Source organism: Lentilactobacillus sp. Marseille-Q4993 (assembly GCF_951230165.1).
Taxonomy (GTDB): domain Bacteria; phylum Bacillota; class Bacilli; order Lactobacillales; family Lactobacillaceae; genus Lentilactobacillus.
In genome coordinates, this window is sequence record NZ_CATNVB010000001.1 from 13,285 (window position 1) to 30,392 (window position 17,108).

The following is a 17,108-nucleotide window of genomic DNA, read 5'->3' on the forward strand; positions in this document are numbered from 1 at the left end:
TATGTATGAAACCAAGAGATACTCAACACTATGCTCAAGTAATCTCAGATGTTATTGACTTCACGGGGACAAATGGCGAGGATTTGAATGATGATTTTGAAACACTGAGAAAGGCTGTCGATGCTGATAACGTTTCTGATATTAGCACCGAAGAGTTGACTCGTATCCGAGATCATTTTCAGTCTGGCACCGATAAGTACAAGGATAGAGTTAACCAACTCCAACAGGTATCAGTTCCCGTTAGAATTTTGGGCCGTCACAAAACGATGGTGTCTGCTTACACTGACTATGCTAATGCATGTCAGGCGATGACTGATAGTATCAAACCGGAAGAATCAACAGTTGATGCTGATGCATTCAATCAATCTGAAAAGGATCAAGAGGCTAGTATCGACCGTTTCTCAAAGGCAGCTAACCGAGTAATGACTAATTTAATGTAAAACCATTAATATCAGGCTGTGAGGCTCAATAAGCCCCATCAAAAACTGCAGTGGTAATTTCAACAAAATGAAATTATCGTTGCAGTTTTTTTGGTATTTGGACCATTTTTTTAACTAAAAATAACCAGTGAAAATGTTACAATAATCAAGTGGTTTAATATTAAACGAGGTGAAATAAGTGGCTGATAATTTAGCAAAAAAGATTGCCGAACAGGTTAAAGAAGTTCGGGTTCACCAGATTGAAGAAACCTTAAAGATGCTTGATGAAGGGGATACAGTTCCGTTTATCGCTAGGTATCGAAAGGAACGAACTGGTAATTTAGACGAAGTTCAAATTCGGGATATTCAAGAAGCAGCTCATAAGATTGAGTCACTGGATAAACGAAAAGCAGAAGTTATCAAGATTATTGGAGAAAACGATCAGCTAACTCCAAGTCTAGAGAAAAAAATCAACCAAGCCGAAACTTTACAACAAGTTGAAGATTTATACTTGCCATACAAACAAAAGCGCCGGACTAAGGCAACAATTGCCAAGGAACAGGGCTTAATGCCATTGGCTGAATCGGTATTAAAGTTTGAATCTAATATTAGTGAGTTGGCTGAACAGTTTGTTGATCCCGAAAAGGAGCTGGCTGACAAGGATGCCGTTTTAGCTGGGGTCCATGAAATTCTGGCTGAACAGATTGGTGATCATGCTGAGTTTCGTGAGTGGATTCGGCGAGAAACGTCTGACCATGGTACGATTGAATCAACCGTTAAGAAGAAGATAGCTGATGAAGAAGATGCCCAAACCTATCAGCAGTACTTTGAATTTGAGCAACCAGTTAACAAAATCCCTCCGTTTAGAACGTTAGCTATCAACCGTGGTGAAAAAGAAGGGTATCTTAACGTTAAGATTCTTACGGATGTTGATGAAATTACTAACTATCTTCACTTTAAATTAATCGGTAATCATGCCGGAGAAGCAGCTGATTTGATTCAGGATGCTGCTGAAGATGCGTATAAACGATTTATTGGCCCAGCGATTGAACGAGAGATCAGGTCTAACCTTTCTGAAGTGGCATCAGACCACGCAATCGAAATTTTTGGGAAGAATTTATATAATCTATTGATGCAAGCCCCACTAAAGGGACGAATTGTAATGGGATTTGATCCAGCATACCGGACAGGGTGTAAATTAGCCGTGATTGACCAAAATGGTAAGTTCATGGATAAAATGGTTATTTATCCTCATAAACCGGCACCAGAAGCTAAGCGGAAGGCTGCTAAGCAACAATTCATCGACTTTATCAATAAAAATAACGTTCAAATGATTGCTATTGGTAACGGAACAGCGAGCCGGGAATCAGAACAGTTTGTTTCCGATGCAATTAAGGAAATCAAACACGAGATTTTTTACGTAATTGTTAATGAGGCGGGTGCGTCCGTTTACTCTGCAAGTGATGTTGCTAGAAAGGAGTTTCCCGACTTCAGCGTTGAGCAACGGTCGGCAGTAAGTATTGGTCGGCGAATCCAGGATCCATTAGCGGAGTTAGTTAAGATTGATCCCCAGTCAATTGGAGTTGGTCAGTATCAACATGATGTTCCCCAAAAGCGGCTATCGGAGCAATTGGACCAAGTTGTCGAAACAGCTGTCAACCAAGTTGGTATCAATTTGAATACGGCAAGTCCGGACTTATTGATTCATATTTCGGGATTATCTGGGACCATTGCCAGTAATATTGTTAAGTACCGTGAAGAGACCGGCGAGTTTAGCGATAGAAAACAATTAAAGAAAGTTCCCCGTTTGGGACCGAAAGCTTTTGAGCAATCAGTTGGGTTTCTGCGAATCCCAAATGGAAAGAATCCATTGGATAATACTGATATTCACCCCGAAAGTTATTCAGTTGCCACTAAAGTGTTGAAGATGGTTGGACTATCATCTGATCAGATGGGAACAGATGTAGCTAAACAAGCATTTGACCATTTTGACTTCAAACAAAAGGCGGCGGAACTCGAGGTGGGTGAAGCGACCTTACGCGATATTGTGGATGGTTTGGTTCAGCCCGGTCGAGATCTTCGTGATGACATGCCGGCTCCTCTTTTGAAGGCGGATGTTTTAAAAATGAGCGATTTGAAACCAGGGATGAAGTTGCAAGGTACCGTCAGAAACGTTGTGGATTTCGGAGCGTTTGTTGATATTGGAGTTAAGCAGGACGGTTTGGTACACATTTCCAAATTAAGTAATAAGTTCGTTAGTGATCCAAGTACGGTTGTTTCAGTCGGGGACATTGTCAATGTTACTGTCGAATCTATTGATGAGAATCGAGGACGCATCCAGCTATCAATGATAGAGGATTAGGGATGAGACTTTGGAAAACAAAGAATTACAGAGACTAGTTGAACAAATATCAGTGGAGTATTTTGCTAAACCATTCAGTCATAAAGCTCGTTTTAATGGGCGGTTGAGAACGACGGGTGGTAGGTATATTCTGCAGAGCCATGACATTGAGATTAATCCTAAGATGGTTGCTAATTTTTCTCAGGATGTATTGGTTGGAATAGTGAAACATGAGTTATGTCATTATCATCTGCATCTTGCCGGTAAGACAGGCAAGCATAACACGAAGGAATTTCAGACATTGTTAAAGGCCGTTGGTGGGAGTAGGTATGCACCGGCAGTCCCAAAACCAAGTAAGTACCAATACGTTTGTAGTGAATGTGGATTAATTTATAAGCGGCAACGGAAAATCAATACAAAAAGGTATGTCTGTGGTCGGTGTCATGGTAAATTAGAATTAGTGGAAATAAATAATTGATGAATCGAGGAATAAGTTTATGGCAAAGATAATTGTTAGGGTGCCAGCAACATCTGCCAACTTAGGGGCTGGATTTGATTCCCTTGGCTTAGCTTTGAAGTTATATTATACGGTGATCGTTGAGGAGCCCACTGCTGAGTGGAAAGTCAACCATGCACTAGGAGAAGACATTCCAACGGATAAGAACAACCTCATTGTTCAAAGTATTCTAGCTGTTGATCCTAAAATTCAACCACATCAATTAACGGTTATTTCGGATGTTCCGATTGCCCACGGCCTTGGCTCAAGTACAACGGCGGTTGTTGCCGGAATTAAAATTGCAAATTCGCTTGGGGAACTTAATCTATCCGCTGATGAACAGATAACGCTTGGATCTAAAATTGAAGGACACCCTGAGAATGTTGCTTCAGCTATTTTAGGTGGATTGACGGTCTCAACATATGAAAATGAAGTAGCCACCTCGACCTCACTTGAAACGGGTGACTTAGCAACGTTGATGTACATTAGACCGGATGGTATTAGTGAAGTTGCTAGCCGAAAGAAATTACCAAGAAAGTTAGACTTTTTTGAAGCTGTTGCCTCAAGCGCAAGAGCCAATGTGTTTGTTGCCCTAATGGCTCAACAAAAATATAAGGAAGCCCTTAAATTTATTGAGGGTGACAAGTTTCATGAACCATTCAGGGAGGACTTAGTTCCCGAAATTGCAACGATCAGGGAAGCCGCCCATAAGCTTTCGATTGACGGGACTTACTTAAGTGGTGCCGGCCCTACAATCGCAACGATTGGCAGTAAAGATGAATTAATTCAATTAAGACTCGAACTACAAAAAATGGACCTAAATGGTAGTCTCAGAATCCTTGATATTGATAAGGATGGGGCAACTGTTAGAGGAGAATAAAAAAAGCTATTGTCAACCGCGTTTCTGTCTGATATAATATTTCTTGTTGATGCGGCCATGGCGGAATTGGCAGACGCGCAAGATTAAGGATCTTGTCGGGATTATCCCGGTGGAAGTTCGAATCTTCTTGGCCGCATAATTAGAGTTCGAGTCACTAAATTGTGATTCGGACTTTTTTTGTTTGATAAAATTGGAGGAAGCTATGGAAGCATATATTTTTGACGTTGATGGTACATTGATTGATACAGAAACGATGTATTTAAAGCCCCTTAGCCAGGTTTTAGCTAATAATGGATACCAAGTATCAAAGGATGAGTTAAACGCCGTATTCGGCATTACAGCCATTGATGCTTTAAAGAGACTGGGGGTTACTGATCCACAGAAGATCAAAGATGAGTGGTTTAGTAAGGTTCCAGATTTTAGGGATACGGTTACGGTGTTTGATGGAATCGAGGATGCCCTTGCTGAATTAAGCAAAACAAAGAAGGTTGCCGTTGCAACTTCTAAAGCAAGTGATGAATTCAAGCGAGACGTAACCCCATTTGGATTGGACAAGTATTTTAGTGAATTTGTGTTTCTAGACGACGTGGAGTATGGGAAACCCGCTCCTGATCCTGTATTAAAGGGAATTGAAAAATTAGGTTCACGTGCCGAAATGACTGTATACGTTGGTGATACAGAATATGATCTACAGGCTGCTCACGCGGCTGGATCAAAGTTTGCACTGGCAGGGTGGCAAACGCCAATGAATCCTAAATTCAGTGCCACTGATTTTTATTTAAAAGAACCGGCAGATTTACTTAAAATTTAACCAGGCTTTTTTGATAAGCTGAAATTGTTAAATGTTAAACTATTAGTAAACAAACGATTGTTAAAAGGGGGAGACAAGTAGTGTTATCAATAATTGTTGCTACGCATGGTGGTTTTGGTGCGGAACTGATAAACTCGGCGGAAATTATTTTTGGTCATCGGGAAAAGGTCTATCCGATTTCCATGGATCCAAGCTTTGGGTTAGATAAAGTCAAGGAAGTATTTTCAACAACTTTAGCTGAAATTGGAAACAATAAGGTGGTTATCTTAACTGATTTATTTGGGGGCACACCATTTAATGTAGCTGCGCAGTTTGTTGCCGAAGATCATGATCGGCGAGCGTTGATTTCCGGGGTGTCACTTCCAATGCTGATTGAGGCTTTCCAAGCTAATGAAAGTGAAAGTTTGAACGAGGTATGTAATCGATTAATTGAAACGGCCCAAACTGGAATTCGTCAGTTTGAACTCCATAATAATGATAGTGAGGATGATTTATAAAATGAAGATTAAACTAGCTCGGGTTGACACGAGATTACTTCACGGCCAAGTGGCTACATTATGGACGCGTGATGTTAACCCCAACCGAATTCTTGTTGTTTCTGATTCAGTGGCTAATGATCCACTAAGAAAGACTTTGATTACCCAAGTAGCACCTGCGGATATAAAGGCAAATGTTATTACCAAGTCAAAGTTTACGAATATTTATTCTGACCCGAAGTTTGAATCTATGGAAGCACTACTATTAACGGAAACGGTTGCTGATATGCTTGATTTGATTAAATCCGGGTTGGATTTATCAAATGTTGGGGTAAACATTGGTAATTTGGCTTATTCTGAAGGGATGAAGATGATTACTGACACCATTTCGGTAGACGATGAGATTATTGATCAAATCAAAGAAATCAGCGACCAATTTGGGGTTAGAGTTTATGCCCAAACAGTTCCAAATGACAAAAAACAAGATATCTTGACCTTGCTTTAAAAGATGGTGACAAAATGACCGGATCAACTATAGTATTAACCATTGGATTAGCCTTCATTGCTGGAATGGCGGGAATTTTAGATGAGTGGCAGGTGTATCAGCCACTAGTTGTCTGTTCCTTAATGGGGCTTGTTTTTGGTGACTTACAAACCGGAATTATGTTTGGAGCGACCCTACAAATGATTGTAATCGGGTGGATGAATATTGGTTCAGCTGTATCCCCTGATATAACTTTGGCGGCAGTAATTTCTGGCTTGTTTGTGGCCGGACCATCCCAATTAACAATTGAACAAGGTGTTATCGTTGCGTTGGTATTCGGTGTGATCGGTCAGTATTTAAATATCGGAACAAGAAAACAGGTTCTCAAGGTAGTCCATCGAGCTGACCAATATGTAGCGGTTGGAGATATTAGCGGGGTAGGCCGTAGTCATCTAAAGGCACTATCTTTGCAAGGGCTCAGAGTTGCTGTTCCCACTGCTATTGCAATGGCCTTTATGAATAATTCCACTAAAGAGGTCTTTGACGCTATTCCACCGCAGGTAAATAGTGGATTAAAAGTAGGGGTATCATTGATTGCACTCGTTGGGTTTTCAATCATTATTAATATGTTTGCAACGAGACATAACTGGGGTTGGTTATTTTTGGGAGTTGGAACGACAATACTACTCCGGGTCAATTTTATGATCATGGTATTAATTGGACTAATATTTGCGATTGCTTGGGTGGTTATTAGCAACCATCAAGAGGCAAAGGAATCTTCAAGTGATGATGACTTTGATGATCTAGATGATCTGTAAACGAGGTGGTAGCAGTGGGTTACGATGCTTCAAAAAAGAAACAAATTAGTAAAAAAACGAGGTTCTATGTCTTTTTGAGATCCTCTCTAGAACAGGGTTCTTGGAATTTTGAACGGATGCATAACCTTGGCTTTACATACTCAGTAATTCCGGTAATCAAGCAGTTGTATCCAGACCATGATCATATAACCAGAGCACTTAAACGACATATGACCTTTTTTAATACTACCCCGATTATGCAGTCGTTTATTGCTGGGGTTATCATCAATTTAGAGGAAAGGTATGCTAGCAAACAAATAACAGAGCCACAAATCAATCAAATTAAAACGGCGATGATGGGACCATTAGCTTCCATAGGAGATCCATTATGGTGGGGGATAACACGGCCAGTTATTGCAGCCTGTGGGGCAGCCCTTTGTTACTCTGCGGTGCCGGTTGCCGGGCCACTCTTCTTTTTTATTGCCTGGAACATACTTAGAGTTAGTTTTCGAGCCATCACTCAAGTTGTTGGGTACCATGAAGGAGTTAAAGTGATTTCAATTTTTAATACTGGGTTTCTAAAGAATTTAACCAAAGGAATGCCAGTATTTGGAATGTTTATGATGGGATGTATAATTGCGACGTTTGTAAAGATTACAGGCGTCGTTGGCTTTACCGACCAAATAACCGGCAGTGGCTATTTGGGTAGTGTGCTAGCCTCTTCGATTTCGGCTCTTGTTGCATTATTGTTGCTTTTTATTTGCTTAAGATTGTTGAAAAAGCGAATAAGACCAATCTGGATTATTACTGGAATATTGATTGTTTCTATAGTAATCGAATTTGGGATCAAGATATTCGTTATGTAATTAAAAAGGCAACTGATTTCAGTTTTGAAATCAGTTGCCTTTTTGATTTGGAATAATTATTTGTTAATATCCATTACCAGTTGTTCCTGACTGGGTAGTCGTATCTGTGGTTTGGTCAGTAGTTGTTTGAGCATTTGTTAATTTAGTAGACTTTCTCAATCCTAACGAAGCACGGATTGAATTGGATACTCGCATTAATTCTTTTTGGGGAACATCTTGATATGAAATTCCGTCGATCATTGCATCTTGACCTTGGAGAGTCTGTGACTTGATATGGTGAGTTGCATCTCCGTATTTGGCTCTGATGGCAATTAGGTCATCGAAGGTTAAGTCGGTCTTTAGGTTTCCCTTGAGGGAAGTTAATATGTTCTTATAACGAGGTAATGATGTAACTTTGATTCCCTTCATAACCATCGTTTTGATAACTTGGCGTTGCCGAATTTGACGACCATAATCACCGAGAGGATCGGTTTCTCTCATACGGGCGTAGTCTAATGCTTGGCGACCGTTAAGGTGGATTTTCTTGCCCTTAACAACGTTAGCATGACCATATTTGAAAGTTAACGTTGGTTTCACAGTTACTCCACCAACAGCATTTACCATCTTTTCTAGCCCACCCATGTTGACTAGGGCATAGTAATCGATTGGAATATCTAATAAATTCTGAACGGTTTTAATTGTAGTAGCTGGTCCACCGATTGTGTAGGCAGCGTTGATCTTTTCGTAAGCAACAGTGTCTCCTGGAATTGATACTCGGGTATCACGTGCAATACTTGTTAAATGCACGGTTTCCTTTTTGGGATTGACCGTTGCAACAATGATTGTGTCGGTTCTCCCAGTATCGTGGCGTCCAAGGGCACCTGTATCAGTCCCTAGCAACAGAATAGATAACGGTTTACCTTTCTTAATAACGCTAGAAACATTTCGTGATTTTTGAATCTTAGAAGAATCATAGGTTGACTTGAAGGTGTTTTGAGCGTCCTTCCAGGCTGCATAGCCCCAAATTAGGCCACCGCCGATCAAAGCAAGAATGGCTACAAAAATTGTCCAGCCGATTACTCTTTTTTTCTTTGAGTGCTTGAAATGTGGTTTTTCTTTGGAACGACGACTAGTAACTGGTTCAAAATCATTATCTTTTTTTATTGGCATATTAGTTCCTCATCTATAAAAATGTCTTTCAAAATTATATTGCAGAATGAGAGTATTATAAAACAATTCCGGTTTACTTTAAATATTTTTAATAATTATTCCGCATACACGCTTTTTATTATATCAAATACGGGTAGTCAATTGTGGTACAATATTGAAAGTATTCTACTTAAAAAGGGGTGATGTGGTAATGATGCCAGTGTTTTTTAAAGCTATTACGGGTGTTTTAGTTATTTTAATTATGATTGTGGTTGGTTTTTTACTGGCTAGAAATAATTGGTTTGACAGTAAAAGTACTAGTTTGATAGCTAGATTAGTTACACAAATTGCGTTGCCAGCGTACATGATGGCGACAATTTTAGAAAAGTTTGACACCAAGACGCTGTTGTCAACGTTGCCTGATTTGTTATTCCCGGTAATATCGATGTTCTTACTGTATATTTTATCGATTGTTATCGTTAGACTGTTTAAAATTCCAAAGTCTCATAGTGGGCTGTTTCAATCTATGTTTGCCAATTCCAACACGGTGTTTGTTGGATTACCAGTGAACATTGCCTTGTTCGGTAAGCACAGTTTGCCTTTTGTGTTGGTTTACTACATGGCCAATACAACCTTTTTCTGGACCCTCGGAGTATACCTGATTCAAAAGGATGGTCGTGGTGAGGGAAAGTTTGACCTTGCCAAAACGGTTAAAAAAGTATTTTCACCACCTCTACTTGGTTTTATGGTTGGAGTGGTATTAGTACTATTTCACGTGTCGCTCCCAGACTTCATTATGCAGGACCTTACATATGTTGGTAGTTTGACGATTCCTTTGTCTATGTTCTTTATAGGAATCTCAGTAAATAGTGTTAACCTGACAAACGTTCACTTTGATCGTAGCAATTTTTTGATCTTGATTGGTCGGTTTATTCTTGCCCCCGCTTTAATGGCCTTACTAGTAGGATTCACATCAATGCCATTATTGATGAAGCAAGTGTTTATTTTACAGGCTGCAATGCCCGTCATGACTAACGCTCCCGTTGTATCGAGGCTTTATGGTGCCGATTCGGAATTTGCCTCAGTGATGGTAACGGAGACAACCTTACTGAGTTTAATAGTAATTCCAATCTTAATGGTGTTAGTTCAAAATCTATAAGGAGAATTAGTTTTGAGAAAGACAATTTTGTACGTTTTTATTTCAACCCTGATGTTTAGTTCAATGGAAATCGCTCTGAAGACGGTTGCCAATGCTTACAGTCCTATTCAGTTAAACTTGATTCGGTTTTTTATCGGTGGATTAGTGCTACTACCACTTGCAAATCGATCCTTAAAAAAGATGGGGCAGAGATTATTTATTAAGGACTGGCTGATTTTTGCTTTGACCGGCTTTCTTTGTATCATTCTAAGCATGACGCTTTATCAATTAGCAATTGTGTACGATAAGGCTGCAACAGTCGCTGTCTTGTTTAGTTGTAATCCAATCTTTGCTTTGATTTTTGCTTTTGTGATTCTTCATGAAAAACTAAACCGAACTGCAATTATTTCATTGGTAATTTCGTTTATTGGCTTGTTAGTAATCGTTAATCCTGTTAACCTAACTAATCCGTTAGGAACCACCTTGGGCGTTCTAGCAGCTCTGTTTTTTGGCCTTTACAGTATCATTTCTCGTTGGGGTTCGATTCTTGAAGGATTTAATGGGATCACAATGACTGCCTATACGTTTATAGCAGGGTCAATCGAATTATTTATAATTGTGTTATTGACTAGGATTCCAGTTGTTGCTCACGCAATGAGAGGTGTTTCATTTTTAAAACAGTTTGCCGATACCCCGATTTTAAAGAACGTTAACTTAGAACATTTTTGGATTCTATTTTTCATTGGCGTTTGTGTTACTGGTGGTGGATTTGCCTTCTACTTCCTAGCAATGGAAACGGGTGGTGTGTCAATGGCATCGTTGGTATTTTTCATCAAACCAGCACTTGCCCCTGTACTTGCAATGATTTTGATTCATGAGCATATAACTGTTACGATGATAGTTGGAATTATCATAATTTTGATTGGGTCAGTAGTAACCTTTATTGGTAATATGAACCAAGATAAGGAACTTAAAAATAATGAAGCACTATCCAATCAGTAGAAGAGGATGGCAAAATGGCTAAGTTGGTGATTATGCGGCACGGCCAAAGTCAGGCAAACCGCGATAATATTTTTACTGGCTGGAGTGATGTCGATTTAACTGAACAGGGAATCGAGCAAGCCCATACAGCTGGGAAAAAGTTAAGAAAAACCGGGTTAATGATTGACGAGGTTCATACCTCATTTTTAAAACGGGCAATCTTAACATCATATATCATCCTAGACGAAATTCATCAAAACTATTTGCCGATCCATAAGACCTGGCGTCTCAATGAACGGCATTATGGTGCTCTTCGTGGCAAGAATAAAAAAGTCGTTGAAGATGAAGTGGGGAAGGAACAACTGAAGATTTGGCGGCGTAGTTATAATGTCGTTCCGCCGTTGTTGAACCATGAAGACAATGAGCCACGATATGAAAAACTAGGAGTTAAGATGCCACTTGGTGAAAGCCTTGAAATGGCTTGGCAACGTTCATTTCCTTACTGGGAAGATAAAATTGCTCCAGAATTGCTGGACAATAAGAACGTGCTGATTGTTGCTCATGGCAGTACTTTAAGGGCATTGATAAAGTATATCGATGGCATCTCTGATGATAAAATCCAGGAAGTTGAGGTTCCTAACGGGAAACCAATTCTTTATGATTTCGATGAAAAATTAAATGTGATAAACAAAAATACGGTAGATTAGAGGATTTCCTCCAATCTACCGTATTTACTATTGTAGATATTTGATTATTTGATTATGCTAAGGCACCCATTGGATCCCATGGCTTAAGAACAGTTGGTTCTTGTGCTTGAGCCTTCAATTGTTCTTCTGAAAGGTATTTTTTGTTAATAACAAACTGGTAAACAAATTGATCTAACCATTCGTCACTCATTACAAAGTAACCTTTAGTACCAACCTTTTCACCCCAGCTGTTTTCGACCTTCCACTTTGTTGGTTTGCCGTCCACTAGGTCAACCCCGGTGATAACCATCGCGTGGGTCATCAAACTCTCACCAAAATCGAGACGTTCTGCCTTTGAAAGTGAGAGATCAGTTCCAAACAATTCATCTGGAGCGTACAGGCCAGTATCCATGATTCCCTTTTTAGAATCAGAGCTTTGGCCAACATCACTACCAAACCAAACAGTTTCACCGTTTTCAAGTTGCATAATGGCAAGTTTCTTGAGAGCATCCATATCTAAGTTCAAATGCTTTACTTGCCGGCCATTAACAACGTTGCCTAGCATTTCAATTGTGTAGGTTTTGTTGAAAGGTTTGTCATCAGTAGGTGAGTTGATCAAAGATACGTAATCATCAAGGTTCAAATTAACGTACTTTTTGAAGAATTCTTGAGGAGTAATTCCCCGGTCAATGTGGTAATTGTTATCTTTATCTCTGAATTCAAAGTCGAACGCATCGACTGGGTTACCAAGTGTGTATACCAACATCCGGTAAATGTCATTAAGCATTTCTTCTTTAGTTGAGCTTATTTTTTCGGCTGATTCGTTGTTAGCAACGAGTTCACGAAGAATAACAGCATCGTGACGAAGTTTTAAGTTCAAGAACTTGTTGAGTTCGCGTGATTTTGAACTACTATAAGTTTCTGGCATTGCTGACTTTGGCACGATTCCGTACTTTTCAATCAATGCGCAAAGCATATCCCATTGGCCACCGTCTTGTTGTGGAGTAGCCATCAACCAAGCAACCTTCCGAGAATCAAGGGGCTCGTTAGCTGTTTTTAATACGTTTTCTAAGAAGTAGTTTGATTTTTCAAACTTGTCCCAGAAGTTGGTGTAGTTTTGAGATAATTCAAAGTCATCACCAACTTTGAATGTGTTCATTAAACGAACTCGCATCGTATTTAGAGCAGCAAACATCCAGCACCGGCCACTTTGCTTTTGGTCTGCAACTTTTCCAGTCGATAAGTCGATTGAAAATACAGGTTGCATTGCACTATCTGACTTATAGTCAGAGCTAGTTGCTAAAATTCCTTGGTGGGAAACGGCTCTGGTAAGAACAGCTGCGTTCTTATCATCGTCTAAGTTCTTTTGGAACTTACTGAGTTGATCTAAATTAATTTCTGATGTCAAAAATAATCACTCTCCTTAATGATTATTTATTTTACTCTCATTTTGCCATAAAAAAAACCGTTTCTCGAAAAACGGTTTTGGTTCGGATGACACGATTTATCTGGCATTCAAAATCTCTGGTCCGTTTGGTCGACCTACAATGACAGTGTTAACCAAATCAAGGAATAATCCGTGTTCCACAATCCCAGTCATGGAATCAAGTTCTGCTGCTAAAGCAAATGGGTCATTGATTCGGTGCATGTGAAGGTCAATCACATAATTCTTAGAATCGGTAAGGACATGATGGCCATCTGCCATCCGGAACTCTGGATTGTAGTTTAGTTTTTGAAGTCGTTTGAATAATTGTTTACTACCGTACGGAGTTACCTCTAGTGGTAATGGAAAAGAACCGAGTTGCTGAGTCATCTTGCTTTCATCAACGATCCACATATTCTTTTCAGAATTAATTGCTACGATTTTTTCCCAGAGGTGAGCGGCACCACCACCCTTAATTCCCTGAAAGTTTTCATCGATTTGATCAGCACCATCGATTGTTAGATCAATGTGGTCAACATCATCGACCCCCTTGGTGATAATGCCAAGACTATTAGCTTGTTTTTCCGTTCTTTCAGAAGTTGGGACCCCGATTATTTTAATACCCTCTTCCTGAACTTTTTTTCCAAGCGCATCGACCATGTATTTCACAGTTGAACCAGTGCCAAGACCAACGATCATTCCATCATGAATGTAGTCCACCGCAGCCTCACCGACTAGCTTTTTTAATTCATTTTGCTCCATTATGATTCTCCCCTTAGTGGTTAAGTTAAATGTTTTACCTAACTAGTATTTTGCCTTGTTCAACCCTATTTGTCAATCTATTAAAAGTCTGGCTGATAGTTTATACTTAATCAGAATAAATTATGAAAGAGTGATTTTTGTGCATAGAGGATTTGAAGTAGTTTCAAAGTATGAGGGGAAGGGAATCCATCTTCCTTATCGGTCCACTGAAAATGCTGCTGGCTACGATTTTGAAAGTTCCGTTGATATGGTGATTCCTTCAATTTGGAAACTTGGAGTCATGAATGCGTTCAAACGGCTCCACGACAAAAGTGAACTGACCACGGACGAATTAAAGCAGGCTAACAGTGATTTAAAGCCATTCTTAGTTCCAACTGGAATTAAGTCATATATGGAACCAAATGAAGTTTTGATCATTGCCAACCGCTCAAGCAATCCTCTGAAAAGGGGATTGATTTTGCCAAACGGTATTGGTGTGATTGATGCGGATTATTATAATAACGATAGTAATGAGGGAGAGATTTTTGTCCAACTCTTTAATTACTCGATTACTGATTATCACGTTAAGAAAGGCGACCGGATTGCCCAAGGAATCTTTATGCCATTTCTATTGAGTGATCAAGATGATGCCAATGCCAAACAAACCAGAACTGGTGGTTTTGGTTCTTCTGGAAATTAATCAAATGTAAAGATGTGTAAAAAAAGCCGATTGCCCCCTTAAAAAGGCTTTTTTTGCATGGTACAATTTAGATTGCTACGATAAGAGTAGAGTAAGGACGTTAGGAGAATTTAATTGGCAAAGGTAAAAACACAATTTGTATGTCAAAATTGCGGTTACATTTCACCTAGATACTTAGGTAGGTGTCCAAACTGTAATGAGTGGAATACACTGGTAGAAGAAACAGTACAAAAAGAATCCTCGACCTCAGTAAAAGCCGTAAGGAACACCAGAACCCATAACACTGAGCCGGAGCCAATCAATTCAGTTAAGTTTGAAGAAGAGGATCGGTTTAAAACTGGTAATGAAGAACTTAACCGCGTTCTTGGGGGTGGTGTCGTCCCTGGCTCACTCGTATTAATAGGTGGGGACCCAGGAATTGGAAAGTCAACCCTATTGTTACAAGTTTCCGGAGAATTGTGCAAGCGATTTAAGGTCCTCTATGTATCAGGTGAAGAGAGTGCTAGCCAAATCAAAATGAGAGCTGACAGACTTGATGTTAGTGGCTCGGACTTACTAGTTTTTCCTGAGACAGACATGAATGTAATTAAAAATACTATCAATGATGTTCAACCAGATGTAGTAATCATCGACTCGGTTCAGACAATGCAGATTCCAGAGTTACAGTCTGCCACTGGTTCGGTTGCACAAATTCGGGAAGTTACGGCCGATCTTATGAGTGTTGCAAAGGACCAGGGCATTACCGTGTTTGTTGTTGGCCACGTTACAAAGGGTGGAGCAATTGCGGGCCCCAAGATTCTTGAACACATGGTGGATACAGTGCTTTACTTTGAAGGTGATCTGCACCATTCCTACCGGATTTTAAGAGCAGTAAAAAACCGGTTTGGGTCGACCAATGAACTTGGTGTCTTTGAAATGAGAGAAACCGGTCTGGTTGAGGTAAACAATCCATCAGAAATTTTTCTTGAAGAACGGTTGAAGGATGCTACCGGCTCTGCAATTGTTGTTTCAATGGAAGGAACCAGACCAATTTTGGTTGAAATTCAAGCACTGATTACCGCGTCCGTCTTTGGAAATGCCCAGCGAACGGCCACTGGGGTCGATCGAAATAGGGTATCTCTAATCATGGCCGTTCTTGAGAAACGAGCGGGATTGCTACTTCAAAATCAGGATGCGTATCTTAAGGCTGCCGGTGGGGTTAAATTAAATGAACCCGCAATTGACTTGGCGATTGCTGTCAGTATCGCGTCTTCTTATAAGAACAAAGGGACGTTGCCAAACGATTGCTTTATTGGCGAACTCGGCCTGACTGGTGAAGTTAGACGGGTTACCAGAATTGAGCAGCGAGTTGCAGAGGCTCAAAAATTAGGATTTAAACGGGTAATTTTACCCGCTAACAATCTATCCGGTTGGACCGCACCTAGCGGAATTGAGGTGGTTGGGGTTAAAACACTTGCCCAAGCACTAAAAGTAGCGTTAGATTAAACTATGAAGGAGGTGAAATGATGAGAAAAAGAGTCGTACAAGGTATCTTTACCCTTGCTGGAGCTGCACTTGGAGCGAGCTATTTTCCACTTCTCTGGTTGTTGTTTCAAATAAGGTACGGAACCTTAATCAATAATTCAATCACCAACGCAATTTTGGGTGCAATTATTTTCTATATTATTTCGTTACTAGTTGGTGGCTATGTATTAAAGATTATCGATCGAATTGAAAGTAATTTATCTAAACAGAGTCCTGTTTCATTGGTGTTTGGGACCCTTGGCCTGATAATTGGATTGGTGGTTGCAGCGCTGATATCAATAGTGTTCTTTAGAACCCATACCGTATTTCTTAATACCATGGTTCCAACACTGTTGATGATAATTCTTGGTTACTTTGGATTTAGAATTGGAACAACGCAGTCTGACCGGTACAAAAAAGGATTTTCACTTAGTCGTAAGTCTAAAGATAATAATAAAGCCGATAGCTCAATTATCGATAAGCCCTTAGATAAGAATTACCATCACTACAAAATTTTGGACACAAACATCTTAATTGATGGTCGAATCTACGATGTTGTTAAGACTGGATTTATTGAGGGAACATTGTTAGTACCCAAGTTTGTTCTTTATGAGTTGCAATATATTGCGGATTCAGCAGACAGTGTTAAACGGGTTCGTGGTCGTCGCGGTTTGGATATCCTTAACAAGCTGCAAAATGAAGATTTGATTCCAATTGAGATTTCTGATCGAGACTATGAGGATATCGATGAGGTTGATACCAAATTGATTCAGCTGGCAAAGGATGTCAACGGGATCATAATCACCAACGATTACAACCTGAATAAAGTTATCCAGTTCCAAAACGTTGAGGTGTTTAATATTAACGCCTTAGCAAATTCATTACGGCAAAAGATTTTGCCTGGCCAAAAACTGAACGTAATGGTTGTGAAGAACGGAACTGAGCGTCAGCAAGGAGTTGCTTATTTAGACGATGGGACGATGGTGGTTGTTGAAGAAGGTAAGTTCTTCCTTAACGAACACATTGATGTTGTTGTAACAAGTGCAATTCAAACTGATGCTGGGAAAATGATTTTTGCTCGTCCCGAGCATTCAACTAAGAATATTAATGAATCAAATGAGGAAGCTCATAAAAAGTCAAAAAACAAGAAGTAAAAATGCCAGTGAATAAAGGGTAATCACCCTTTATTTTTTTAGGGCTTCATTGTACACTAAAAGCACTGACAAAAATTGAAATTG

Annotated in this window: 18 protein-coding genes and 1 tRNA gene; 16 read left to right on the plus strand and 3 right to left on the minus strand. The window is 39.8% G+C overall.

The annotated features are described in order from the left end of the window. Positions 1-5: 5 nt before the first annotated feature. The 10 genes from QOW94_RS00095 (at position 6) to QOW94_RS00140 (ending at position 7,570) form a co-directional block, all read left to right on the plus strand. Complete coding sequence (locus QOW94_RS00095; protein ID WP_283678005.1) at positions 6-440, plus strand: hypothetical protein; 435 nt, start codon at positions 6-8, stop codon at positions 438-440. Positions 441-618: 178 nt separating this feature from the next. Then, positions 619-2,781, plus strand: coding sequence for a Tex family protein (locus QOW94_RS00100; protein ID WP_283678006.1), 2,163 nt, complete (start codon positions 619-621; stop codon positions 2,779-2,781). 10 nt (positions 2,782-2,791) lie between these two features. Next, positions 2,792-3,238 (plus strand): SprT family protein, encoded by a 447-nt coding sequence (locus tag QOW94_RS00105; RefSeq protein WP_283678007.1) that lies wholly within the window; start codon positions 2,792-2,794, stop codon positions 3,236-3,238. Positions 3,239-3,257: 19 nt separating this feature from the next. Next, on the plus strand, positions 3,258-4,136 hold the full coding sequence (gene thrB / locus QOW94_RS00110) for a homoserine kinase (RefSeq protein WP_283678009.1): 879 nt from the start codon (positions 3,258-3,260) through the stop codon (positions 4,134-4,136). Between the two features lie 51 nt (positions 4,137-4,187). Further along, positions 4,188-4,272: transfer RNA gene (locus tag QOW94_RS00115), tRNA-Leu, on the plus strand. A gap of 66 nt (positions 4,273-4,338) precedes the next feature. Further along, complete coding sequence (locus QOW94_RS00120) at positions 4,339-4,947, plus strand: HAD family hydrolase (protein ID WP_283678010.1); 609 nt, start codon at positions 4,339-4,341, stop codon at positions 4,945-4,947. An 80-nt stretch (positions 4,948-5,027) separates the two neighbouring features. After that, positions 5,028-5,444 (plus strand): PTS sugar transporter subunit IIA, encoded by a 417-nt coding sequence (locus QOW94_RS00125; protein WP_283678011.1) that lies wholly within the window; start codon positions 5,028-5,030, stop codon positions 5,442-5,444. Position 5,445: 1 nt separating this feature from the next. Then, positions 5,446-5,928, plus strand: coding sequence for a PTS sugar transporter subunit IIB (locus QOW94_RS00130; RefSeq protein ID WP_283678012.1), 483 nt, complete (start codon positions 5,446-5,448; stop codon positions 5,926-5,928). Positions 5,929-5,942: 14 nt separating this feature from the next. Then, positions 5,943-6,725 (plus strand): PTS sugar transporter subunit IIC, encoded by a 783-nt coding sequence (locus tag QOW94_RS00135; protein WP_283678013.1) that lies wholly within the window; start codon positions 5,943-5,945, stop codon positions 6,723-6,725. 14 nt (positions 6,726-6,739) lie between these two features. Further along, positions 6,740-7,570, plus strand: coding sequence for a PTS system mannose/fructose/sorbose family transporter subunit IID (locus tag QOW94_RS00140; RefSeq protein ID WP_283678014.1), 831 nt, complete (start codon positions 6,740-6,742; stop codon positions 7,568-7,570). 63 nt (positions 7,571-7,633) lie between these two features. Here QOW94_RS00140 and QOW94_RS00145 read toward each other — a convergent pair whose 3' ends face one another. Continuing rightward, positions 7,634-8,719: an LCP family glycopolymer transferase gene (locus tag QOW94_RS00145; protein WP_283678015.1), complete on the minus strand. Its 1,086-nt coding sequence runs from the start codon at positions 8,717-8,719 to the stop codon at positions 7,634-7,636. Between the two features lie 193 nt (positions 8,720-8,912). Between QOW94_RS00145 and QOW94_RS00150 the strand changes: the two genes are divergently transcribed. The 3 genes from QOW94_RS00150 to QOW94_RS00160 are packed head-to-tail and all read left to right on the plus strand — an operon-like array spanning position 8,913 to position 11,524. Beyond that, complete coding sequence (locus tag QOW94_RS00150; protein WP_283678158.1) at positions 8,913-9,857, plus strand: AEC family transporter; 945 nt, start codon at positions 8,913-8,915, stop codon at positions 9,855-9,857. 12 nt (positions 9,858-9,869) lie between these two features. Further along, positions 9,870-10,838 carry a DMT family transporter gene (locus QOW94_RS00155; protein WP_283678016.1) on the plus strand — a complete coding sequence of 323 codons (969 nt, stop codon included), beginning with the start codon at positions 9,870-9,872 and terminating at the stop codon, positions 10,836-10,838. Positions 10,839-10,852: 14 nt separating this feature from the next. Then, complete coding sequence (locus QOW94_RS00160) at positions 10,853-11,524, plus strand: 2,3-bisphosphoglycerate-dependent phosphoglycerate mutase (protein ID WP_283678017.1); 672 nt, start codon at positions 10,853-10,855, stop codon at positions 11,522-11,524. Between the two features lie 52 nt (positions 11,525-11,576). Here the strand turns inward: QOW94_RS00160 and QOW94_RS00165 are convergent, their stop codons facing one another. Together QOW94_RS00165 and rpiA are read right to left on the minus strand one after the other, a co-directional pair. Beyond that, complete coding sequence (locus tag QOW94_RS00165; protein ID WP_283678018.1) at positions 11,577-12,911, minus strand: C1 family peptidase; 1,335 nt, start codon at positions 12,909-12,911, stop codon at positions 11,577-11,579. A gap of 96 nt (positions 12,912-13,007) precedes the next feature. Continuing rightward, entirely contained in the window at positions 13,008-13,688 is a 681-nt protein-coding gene (gene rpiA / locus QOW94_RS00170; RefSeq protein ID WP_283678019.1) for a ribose-5-phosphate isomerase RpiA, read from the minus strand. Between the two features lie 139 nt (positions 13,689-13,827). Between rpiA and QOW94_RS00175 the strand changes: the two genes are divergently transcribed. The 3 genes from QOW94_RS00175 to QOW94_RS00185 all read left to right on the plus strand — a co-directional run bounded on the left by QOW94_RS00175 (position 13,828) and on the right by QOW94_RS00185 (position 17,024). After that, positions 13,828-14,367 carry a dCTP deaminase/dUTPase family protein gene (locus QOW94_RS00175; protein WP_283678020.1) on the plus strand — a complete coding sequence of 180 codons (540 nt, stop codon included), beginning with the start codon at positions 13,828-13,830 and terminating at the stop codon, positions 14,365-14,367. Positions 14,368-14,481: 114 nt separating this feature from the next. Then, complete coding sequence (radA, locus tag QOW94_RS00180) at positions 14,482-15,852, plus strand: DNA repair protein RadA (protein ID WP_283678021.1); 1,371 nt, start codon at positions 14,482-14,484, stop codon at positions 15,850-15,852. Positions 15,853-15,869: 17 nt separating this feature from the next. Next, entirely contained in the window at positions 15,870-17,024 is a 1,155-nt protein-coding gene (locus QOW94_RS00185; protein WP_283678022.1) for a PIN/TRAM domain-containing protein, read from the plus strand. The last annotated feature ends 84 nt before the right edge of the window (positions 17,025-17,108 follow it).